Consider the following 8,364-nt stretch of genomic DNA (forward strand, 5'->3'; position numbering starts at 1 on the left):
ACAGCGCCCTGAAAGGCTGCGCTGCCCTTTTGTGCACAAATCTTCTAAACGCCTGTGCCCATTGCGCGGTATTTTATCCGGCCGCATGTTGTCCAATCGAACCCTGGAGGCCTCGTGGAAAAACGCAACTGGATCGAGCTGTCCCAGGACGTCGACACCGGCATTGAGTCGATTCGCGCGCACTTTGAAGGGCATGCCTACGACCCGCACTGGCACGACAGTTTTCTGGTCGGCGTCACCGAACAAGGTGTGCAGCAATTCAATTGCCGACGAATGCGCCATCGCAGCACGCCGGGCCAGGTGTTTTTGCTGGAGCCGGGGGAAATTCATGACGGCCATGCGCCGACCGAGGATGGTTTCACCTATTCGATGCTGTACCTCGACCCGCACTGGCTCGAGCGCGAAGTGCATGCCCTTTATGAAGACGCACCGTCGAACAGTCAGCCGGGGTTTGCCGATACGCTGAGCCAGGACCCGCGCTTGGCCACCGCAATCGTTCAGGCTTTTCACGCACTGCACGACGGTGATTTGCGCATCGTCCGCCAGACCGCCATCGATGGGCTGCTGGGCTCGCTGACCCGGCACCTCGACTGGCGCAAGCGTCAGCCGATTGATCCGCGCCTGCCGCTGGTGGCGCAGGTCGCGCGGGATTATCTGCACGCGCATGCCTATGAAGACATCGGTCTGGATGATCTGGCGAAGATTTGCGCGGTCGACCGGTTTCGCCTGAGCCGCGCGTTCAAGGCGGCTTTCGGCCTGGCCCCGCATGCCTATCTGATCCAGTTGCGCCTGGCCAAGGCGCGGCAGTTGCTAGCGCGCGGCGAGACGCCGGCCGAGGTCGCCTGTGTGCTGGGGTTTGCCGATCAGAGTCACCTGGGCCGCTGGTTCCGCCGCGCCTACCAATTGACCCCGGCGGACTACCGCAAGCGCTGCTCAAACCTTCCAGACTGAGGCGCGCCGACTGGCGATCATGCAGGCCTGTTTTGCATTTTCAGGACCCGCACATCATGGCTTCAATTCTGCCCTTTCTGCTGTTCGCTTTCGTGGCTTCGATCACGCCCGGCCCGACCAATATTCTGGTACTCAGCCACAGTTCCCGGCAGGGCCTGCTCGCCACGCTGCCGATCATCTTCGGCGCCTGCAGCGCGGCGGCGCTGATTGTCCTGGTGGTGGGCCTGGGTGCCGGCGAAACGCTGTTGCGTTATCCGCTGGTGCAGCACGCCATGGCCTGGGGCGGCGTGCTCTGGCTGAGCTGGCTGGCCTGGCAGATTTTTCGCAGCCCGCCGCCGTCGCTGGACCCGGCTCAGAACCAAACCGCAGGCATCAGCGTGTTCGGCGCGGCGCTGCTGCAACTGGTCAATCCCAAGGTGTGGATGATGGCCGTGGCGGTGGTCAGCGTGTTCGTCGGCGGGGGTGACAAGACCTTGCGCCTGCTGGTGCTGTCGCTGGCCTTTCTGCTGGTGTCGCTGCCGTGCATGACGTTCTGGGCGCTGCTCGGCGTAGGCAGCGCGCGGTTGTTCGGCTCGGCGCAGGCGTACAAGCGCATGAATGCGCTGCTGGCGCTTTTGCTGCTGATTTCGGCGTGGCTGGCGGTGTTGCTGTGAGGTCGGATGATCGTTCCTACGCTCTGCGTGGGAATGACTCCGGGGACGCTCCGCGTCCAGTGACGCAGAGCGTCACGGGCTGCATTCCCACGCGGGAGCGTGGGAACGATCAGTCAGGACGGGCGCGCAATGCTAATTGCCTGTCGCCTGCCGATACTCGCGCGGGGTGAACCCGGTCGAGGCCTTGAACTGGCGGGTGAAGGCGCTGTGGTCGGTGTAGCCGCATTGCAGCGCCACCTCGGTGATCGGCAGGTCGCTGTGGAGCAAACGGTGTGCATGTTCCAGGCGTACTTTCTGGATCATCTGCCGCGGCGTCAGATGGAATACGCGCTTGCAATAGCGTTCCAGTTGCGCGACGGAAATGCCGGCGATTCGGGTCAGCTCACTGAGAGTGACACGACGATTGAAATGCGCGCGTATGTGTTCATCGACCGCTGCCAGCCGCTCGAACGCCGGGTGGGTTTCGCTGGCCGATTGCAGGTCCACGGAAATCCCGACCAGGCCAATGATCTCTGCGTCACGGTTGTACAGCGGCTGTTTGTGCGTCAGGCACCAGCCCGGTTCGCGGCTGCCGTACAGATGCAGTTCGAGCTGATCCTCCAGCACCCACCCTTGCTCCAGCACTTTGCGATCCTGCTCGGTGTAGCCCGGCCCCAGTTGCGCCGGAAACACCTGCGCGCTGGTCTTGCCGAGCAACGGACGCAAATCCTTCAAGCCGCAGCGCTGCACCAGCGTGCGGTTGGCGAGGACATATCGCGCTTGCAGATCCTTGATGAAAATCGCCGCGTTGGGGATCACATCGAGCATCGGTAACAGCAGCGCGGCGCTCGCCACCAGGTCTTCGAGGGTCTGCGGGCGCTGGCCGTTGCCGCCCTGCGCCAGGATCGAAAGCGCGCTGTGCATCAAAGAGTGTCCTCGGTTCGTGGATCGGCCCGGTGCCCGATCTGCGGCGGTCGCGTGCAGATTGCAACATCATCCGAAGCCTGTCGAGCATCGCGTTCCAGCCGCGCCATTGTGCTGAATTCGTCATCGCTGCCGCGTTAAAACATCAATCACTGCTGGGTCGTCAGGTGCAAAGTCTGGACGTGCGAGTGACACAACTGCCTATCCAATAACTCACAAGAAGGCGATGCCATGTCAGGCCAAGGCAAGTTCAAAAAACAGCTTTCACTGATCGACCTCACGTTCATCGGGCTCGGTGCAATCTTCGGTTCCGGCTGGTTGTTCGCCGCCAGCCACGTTTCGGCGATTGCCGGCCCGGCGGGGATCTTTTCCTGGTTGCTGGGCGGGTTTGCCGTGCTGTTGCTGGGCATCGTGTATTGCGAACTCGGTGCTGCCCTGCCCCGCGCCGGCGGCGTGGTGCGTTACCCGGTGTATTCGCACGGACCGTTGCTCGGCTACCTGATGGGCTTCATCACGCTGATTGCCTTTTCCAGCCTGGTGGCGATCGAAGTAGTCGCCTCGCGCCAATACGCGGCGGCATGGTTTCCCGACCTGACCAAGGCCGGCAGCGGCGACCCGACGATCCTCGGCTGGCTGGTGCAGTTCGGCCTGCTTTGCGTGTTCTTCCTGCTTAACTACCGCAGCGTCAAGACCTTCGCCAAGGCGAATAACCTGGTCAGTATTTTCAAGTTCATCGTGCCGCTGCTGGTGATCGGCGTGCTGTTCACCTTCTTCAAACCGGAGAATTTCCAGGTGCAGGGTTTCGCCCCGTTCGGCTTGTCCGGCGTGGAAATGGCGGTGTCGGCCGGCGGGATCATTTTTGCTTATCTGGGCCTGACGCCGATCATCTCGGTGGCGAGCGAAGTGAAGAATCCGCAGCGCACCATCCCCATCGCACTGATCCTTTCGGTGCTGCTGTCGACGCTGATTTACGTGCTGCTGCAAATGGCTTTTCTCGGCAGCATTCCTACGGAAATTCTCGCTAACGGCTGGGCCGGGGTCAGCAAGGAATTCGCCCTGCCGTACCGCGACATCGCCCTGGCGCTGGGCGTTGGCTGGCTGGCGTATCTGGTGGTCGCCGACGCGGTGATCTCGCCCAGCGGCTGCGGCAACATCTACATGAACGCCACGCCGCGGGTGATCTACGGCTGGGCGCAGACCGGCACATTCTTCAAGGTTTTCACCCACATCGATGAGAAGTCCGGGATTCCGCGCCCGGCGCTATGGCTGACCTTCGCCCTGTCGGTGTTCTGGACCCTGCCGTTCCCGTCGTGGGAGGCGCTGATCAATGTGGTCTCCGCCGCGTTGGTGCTGAGCTACGCCGTGGCCCCGGTTTCGGTGGCCGCGCTGCGTCGCAACGCGCCGGACCTGCCGCGGCCGTTCCGGGTCAAGTACATGGGCGTGCTCGGCCCGGTGTCGTTCATCATCGCCGCACTGATCGTCTACTGGTCGGGCTGGAACACCGTGTCGTGGCTGCTCGGCCTGCAGATTCTGATGTTCGTGGTGTACCTGCTCTGCGCGCGTTTTGTGCCGACCGCGCACCTCAATCTGGCGCGTCAGGTGCGCTCCTCGGCGTGGTTGATCGCCTTCTACGCGGTGACCATCGTGCTGTCGAAACTCGGCACCTTCGGCGGCCTCGGCGTCCTCGCCCATCCGTTCGACACGCTGGTGGTAGCGGCCTGCGCGACCGCGATCTATTACTGGGGCGCGGCGACCGGTGTGCCGGCGCATCTGCTGCGTCTGGACGAGGACGACGAGGAAAGCGAAGTCACCGCCGCCAGCGCCAATGTCAATTCGCGCCCGCTCGGCGCCTACTGAAATCACCTACGGGACATGCCCATGAAACGACTTCACGTGATCGACTCGCATACCGGCGGCGAACCCACCCGGCTGGTGATGGATGGCTTCCCCGCCCTGCCCGGCGCGACCATCGCCGAACAACGCGATGCCCTGCGCAGCCAGCATGATCAGTGGCGCCGCGCCTGTCTGCTGGAACCGCGCGGCAACGACGTACTGGTCGGCGCGCTGTATTGCCCGCCGGTCTCGGCGGATGCCACCTGCGGGGTGATCTTCTTCAACAACGCCGGTTATTTGGGCATGTGCGGCCACGGCACCATCGGCCTGATCAACTCGTTGCAATACCTGGGGAAGATCCAGCCCGGCGAACATAAGATCGACACGCCGGTAGGCCCGGTCAGCGCCACCCTGCACGAGGATGGCAGCGTGACCCTCGGCAACGTGCCCGCCTATCGCTACCGCAAGCAGGTGGCGGTGGACGTGCCGGGTTTCGGCCAGGTACGCGGCGACATCGCTTACGGCGGCAACTGGTTTTTCCTGGTTTCCGAGCACGGCCAGACGTTGACCATGGACAACGTCGAACACCTCACCGCGTATACCTGGGCCATGCTCAAGGCCCTTGAAGATCAGGGCATTTACGGCGAGGACGGCGCGGTCATCGATCACATCGAACTGTTCGCCGATGACGCCAACGCCGACAGCCGCAACTTCGTCATGTGCCCCGGCAAAGCCTACGACCGCTCGCCGTGCGGCACCGGCACCAGCGCCAAACTTGCCTGCCTCGCTGCCGACGACAAATTGCAGCCCGGCGCACTCTGGGTGCAGGCAAGCATCACCGGCAGCCAGTTCGAAGGCCGCTTCGAATGGGCAGGCGAGCGCATTCGCCCGTTCATCACCGGCCGCGCCTACATAACCGCCGACAGCACGCTGCTGATCGACGAACAGGATCCGTTCGCGTGGGGCATCTGAGCCGCCCCGCTGGTTTTTCCTCTCACTTTGAATGCTGTGCCAAGGAGTCAAAATAATGAGCGACAACATCTTCACCGGTTGCATGCCGGCCCTGATGACCCCGTGCACCGCCCAGCGCACCCCGGACTTCGACGCGCTGGTGGCCAAGGGTCGCGAGCTGGTCGATATCGGCATGAGCGCGGTGGTTTATTGCGGTTCGATGGGCGACTGGCCGTTGCTCACCGAAGCCCAGCGTCAGGAAGGCGTGGCGCGGCTGGTCGAGGCCGGCGTGCCGACGATTGTCGGCACTGGCGCGGTGAATTCCCGCGAGGCGATATCCCATGCCGCACATGCCGCCAAAGTCGGCGCTCAAGGCTTGATGGTGATTCCACGGGTTCTCTCACGTGGGGCTTCTGCAGCCGCGCAAAAGGCGCATTTCTCGGCAATTCTGCAAGCCGCGCCGAACCTGCCGGCGGTGATTTACAACAGCCCCTACTACGGCTTCGCCACCCGCGCCGAGCTGTTCTTCGAACTGCGTCGCGAGCACCCGAACCTGATCGGCTTCAAGGAATTCGGCGGCGGCGCCGACCTGCGTTACGCCGCTGAAAACATCACCTCCAAGGACGATGACGTGACCCTGATGGTCGGCGTCGATACGCAAGTAGTGCACGGTTTCGTCAACTGCAACGCCACTGGCGCCATTACCGGCATCGGCAACGCCCTGCCGCGCGAAGTGCTGCAACTGGTGGCGCTGAGCAAGCAAGCGGCCAAGGGTGATGCCAGGGCGCGGCGCCAGGCGCGGGAACTGGAGTCGGCGCTGGCGGTGCTGTCGTCGTTCGATGAGGGCTGTGATCTGGTGCTGTATTACAAGCATTTGATGGTGCTCAACGGCGACAAGGAATACACCCTGCACTTCAACGAAACTGACGCCTTGAGCGACTCGCAACGACGTTACGCCGAACAGCAATATGCGCTGTTCCGTCACTGGTACGAAAACTGGTCGGCGCAGCAGGACTTCGCCTGACCTGCGCCATTGCACCTGCCGCGCAGCCCTGGGGCTGCCGGCAGTCCCTCCTCTTTTTCAGGAACACACCATGGCAAATAACCCCGCGCACGACATCGCCGTGGTCGGCGCCGGCATTATCGGCGTTGCCTGCGCGCTGCGTCTGGCCCGCCAAGGGTTGCGCGTGGTCGTAATCGATCACCGGCCCCCCGGCCATGGCGCTTCGTTCGGCAATGCCGGGCACCTGGCGACCGAGCAGGTATTCCCGATCGCCGACGTGTCGATCCTCAAACGCCTGCCGGGCATGCTGCTCGACCCGATGGGGCCGCTGCGCCTGGACTGGCGCTACCTGCCGCTCGCGCTGCCGTGGTTCACCCGGTTGTTGCTGAATCTGCGTGCGCAGCCGTTCGACAATACGGTCGCCGGTTTGCGTGCGCTGAATGAAAGCAGCCTGGCCTCGTGGCAACGTTTGCTCGGCGATATCCAGCGCAGCGATTTGCTCAAAGTAGACGGTTCGCTGCTGGTGTATGAGCGCGGCGAATCGCGTCAGGCAATCGAGACGTTGCAGCAAAGATTGCATCAGCAGCAAGTGCCAGTGGACTTCTGGCAGGCTGGCGCCATTCGCGACATCGCGCCACAACTCAGCGAACGGATTCAGGGTGGCTTGTTCTTCCCGCGAACCGGGCATTTCATCGATCCCTACCGCGTAGTCACCGCGCTGGTCGAAGCGGCCAAGGCTGCCGGCGCGTGCTTTTTGCAGCAACGGGTCGTGGGTGGCCGAGTGCAGGACGACGGCGTTAGCCTGCACACCGACCACGGGCCAATCAGCACCCGCCGCGTGCTGATCGCCTGCGGCGCTCATTCGGCGCCACTCACCGCCGCCCTCACCGGCAAACGAGTCCCGCTGGACACCGAGCGCGGTTATCACCTGATGCTGCCCCATGAAACAGGGCGACTGCCCTTCCCCGTCACCTCGCTGGAACGCAAATTCATCATGACGCCGATGACCGAAGGCCTGCGCCTGGCCGGCACGGTAGAGTTCGCCGGCTTGCACAAGCCAGCCAATATGCAGCGCGCCTGGCAATTGCATCGCTTGAGTCAGGGCCTGTTTCGCGAAGACCTGAACGCCGAAGCGGCAACGCCGTGGATGGGTTTTCGCCCGTCGCTGCCGGACTCGCTGCCAGTGATCGATCAGGTCTGCGAGGGCAAAGTGTTGCTCGCGTTCGGTCATCAGCACCTGGGCCTGACCCACGCGGCAGTCACGGCCGAAATGCTGGTGCAGCTGGCGTTCCCGGCTTCAAATCCGGTGCCTGATTTACCGAGTCGCGATCGTTATCGACTGACGCGTTTCTGATCGAGCGCGTCAGTTAACGCGCTTGAGCGCCTCGCCATGGTGCATGGCCAGGTGACCGGTCTTGTCGCTCTTGACCTCGTACTGCGGCGAGTCCTTCGAGGCCGGTCGGTGGCGACCCATGAACTCGGTATCGCGGGTGTGCACCTTGACCACCGTGCCGTGAATCTCCCCGGCCTCGGAGTTCCAGCGCACCGCATCGCCGACCTTGAATGAAGCGCTCATGTCGATTTCCTTGTGTCGGGTTGTTGTGCTGTTGATCAGCCTGCGTCGGAAAAAATTCAACAAAGCGTGCTTCAACGGCTCAACCGACCACCGGCACACGGAAAAATCGAACGGCATGATTTCCCTGCACCTCCAACCTGTACGCCGATGAAACAGCGCACAACGAGAGGTGTGAAATGAACAACGACCCGAACCTGCAAGGCGGTAGTGGTGAGCATGATCCGCTGCCGACAACTCCCGATCCGTTGAGCCCGGGCCGCACCGAAGTCGATCCGATGAAGGATCGCGGCATCGACGAACTGCCTGACAACGAAGGCGAAATCCCGCTGGACGATGACAGCACCGGTCTCGACCCGGAACGGGTGCGCAGAGAAACCGACAATGCGGAGATGGATGATCAACCGAACCCGCGTTGAATCGGCGTGGGGGCGCGGGGGGTGGGGGGCGCGGCCCCCAAACAAACCACACGGTCCCCCAAAACGTAAAAACCACCA

9 protein-coding genes are annotated in these 8,364 nt (G+C 62.9%); 7 read left to right on the forward strand and 2 right to left on the reverse strand.

What is annotated here, in order from left to right; all coding sequences use genetic code 11:
• The first annotated feature begins 114 nt into the window (after nucleotides 1–114).
• Together ACGSLL_RS03095 and ACGSLL_RS03100 are read left to right on the forward strand one after the other, a co-directional pair.
• Nucleotides 115–951, forward strand: a complete 837-nt coding sequence (locus tag ACGSLL_RS03095; RefSeq protein ID WP_394503039.1) for an AraC family transcriptional regulator — start codon at nucleotides 115–117, stop codon at nucleotides 949–951.
• Nucleotides 952–1,007: 56 nt separating this feature from the next.
• Nucleotides 1,008–1,604, forward strand: coding sequence for a LysE family translocator (locus ACGSLL_RS03100; protein WP_394503041.1), 597 nt, complete (start codon nucleotides 1,008–1,010; stop codon nucleotides 1,602–1,604).
• Nucleotides 1,605–1,736: 132 nt separating this feature from the next.
• On the opposite strand, the gene ACGSLL_RS03105 is transcribed toward ACGSLL_RS03100, so the two are convergent.
• The gene (locus ACGSLL_RS03105; RefSeq protein ID WP_394503043.1) at nucleotides 1,737–2,507 is read right to left on the reverse strand and encodes an AraC family transcriptional regulator; all 771 of its coding nucleotides are present in this window, start codon (nucleotides 2,505–2,507) and stop codon (nucleotides 1,737–1,739) included.
• A 231-nt stretch (nucleotides 2,508–2,738) separates the two neighbouring features.
• On the opposite strand from ACGSLL_RS03105, the gene ACGSLL_RS03110 reads away from it, so the two are divergent.
• From ACGSLL_RS03110 to ACGSLL_RS03125, 4 genes are all read left to right on the forward strand, one after another.
• On the forward strand, nucleotides 2,739–4,364 hold the full coding sequence (locus ACGSLL_RS03110) for an APC family permease (RefSeq protein ID WP_394503045.1): 1,626 nt from the start codon (nucleotides 2,739–2,741) through the stop codon (nucleotides 4,362–4,364).
• A 21-nt stretch (nucleotides 4,365–4,385) separates the two neighbouring features.
• Complete coding sequence (locus ACGSLL_RS03115; protein WP_394503047.1) at nucleotides 4,386–5,312, forward strand: 4-hydroxyproline epimerase; 927 nt, start codon at nucleotides 4,386–4,388, stop codon at nucleotides 5,310–5,312.
• 55 nt (nucleotides 5,313–5,367) lie between these two features.
• Nucleotides 5,368–6,315, forward strand: a complete 948-nt coding sequence (locus ACGSLL_RS03120; RefSeq protein ID WP_394503049.1) for a dihydrodipicolinate synthase family protein — start codon at nucleotides 5,368–5,370, stop codon at nucleotides 6,313–6,315.
• 70 nt (nucleotides 6,316–6,385) lie between these two features.
• On the forward strand, nucleotides 6,386–7,648 hold the full coding sequence (locus ACGSLL_RS03125; RefSeq protein ID WP_394503051.1) for an NAD(P)/FAD-dependent oxidoreductase: 1,263 nt from the start codon (nucleotides 6,386–6,388) through the stop codon (nucleotides 7,646–7,648).
• A 9-nt stretch (nucleotides 7,649–7,657) separates the two neighbouring features.
• Here ACGSLL_RS03125 and ACGSLL_RS03130 read toward each other — a convergent pair whose 3' ends face one another.
• Nucleotides 7,658–7,870 (reverse strand): hypervirulence associated TUDOR domain-containing protein, encoded by a 213-nt coding sequence (locus tag ACGSLL_RS03130; protein ID WP_093101011.1) that lies wholly within the window; start codon nucleotides 7,868–7,870, stop codon nucleotides 7,658–7,660.
• Between the two features lie 176 nt (nucleotides 7,871–8,046).
• Here ACGSLL_RS03130 and ACGSLL_RS03135 point away from each other — a divergent pair, with 176 nt between their 5' ends.
• A complete protein-coding gene (locus ACGSLL_RS03135) occupies nucleotides 8,047–8,286 on the forward strand; it encodes a hypothetical protein (protein WP_208940832.1) in 240 nt (79 codons plus the stop codon).
• Nucleotides 8,287–8,364: the final 78 nt, after the last annotated feature.

This window comes from Pseudomonas retamae (assembly GCF_043496865.1).
In the GTDB taxonomy this organism is placed as follows: Bacteria; Pseudomonadota; Gammaproteobacteria; order Pseudomonadales; family Pseudomonadaceae; genus Aquipseudomonas; species Aquipseudomonas retamae.

Excerpts from the sequence above, each read along its gene's own strand:
- ACGSLL_RS03115 (WP_394503047.1), top strand. The coding sequence starts at position 4,386 with ATGAAACGACTTCACGTGATCGACTCGCATACCGGCGGCGAACCCACC.
- ACGSLL_RS03110 (WP_394503045.1), top strand. The coding sequence starts at position 2,739 with ATGTCAGGCCAAGGCAAGTTCAAAAAACAGCTTTCACTGATCGACCTC.
- ACGSLL_RS03130 (WP_093101011.1), bottom strand. The coding sequence starts at position 7,870 with ATGAGCGCTTCATTCAAGGTCGGCGATGCGGTGCGCTGGAACTCCGAG.
- ACGSLL_RS03105 (WP_394503043.1), bottom strand. The coding sequence starts at position 2,507 with ATGCACAGCGCGCTTTCGATCCTGGCGCAGGGCGGCAACGGCCAGCGC.
- ACGSLL_RS03120 (WP_394503049.1), top strand. The coding sequence starts at position 5,368 with ATGAGCGACAACATCTTCACCGGTTGCATGCCGGCCCTGATGACCCCG.
- ACGSLL_RS03100 (WP_394503041.1), top strand. The coding sequence starts at position 1,008 with ATGGCTTCAATTCTGCCCTTTCTGCTGTTCGCTTTCGTGGCTTCGATC.
- ACGSLL_RS03125 (WP_394503051.1), top strand. The coding sequence starts at position 6,386 with ATGGCAAATAACCCCGCGCACGACATCGCCGTGGTCGGCGCCGGCATT.
- ACGSLL_RS03135 (WP_208940832.1), top strand. The coding sequence starts at position 8,047 with ATGAACAACGACCCGAACCTGCAAGGCGGTAGTGGTGAGCATGATCCG.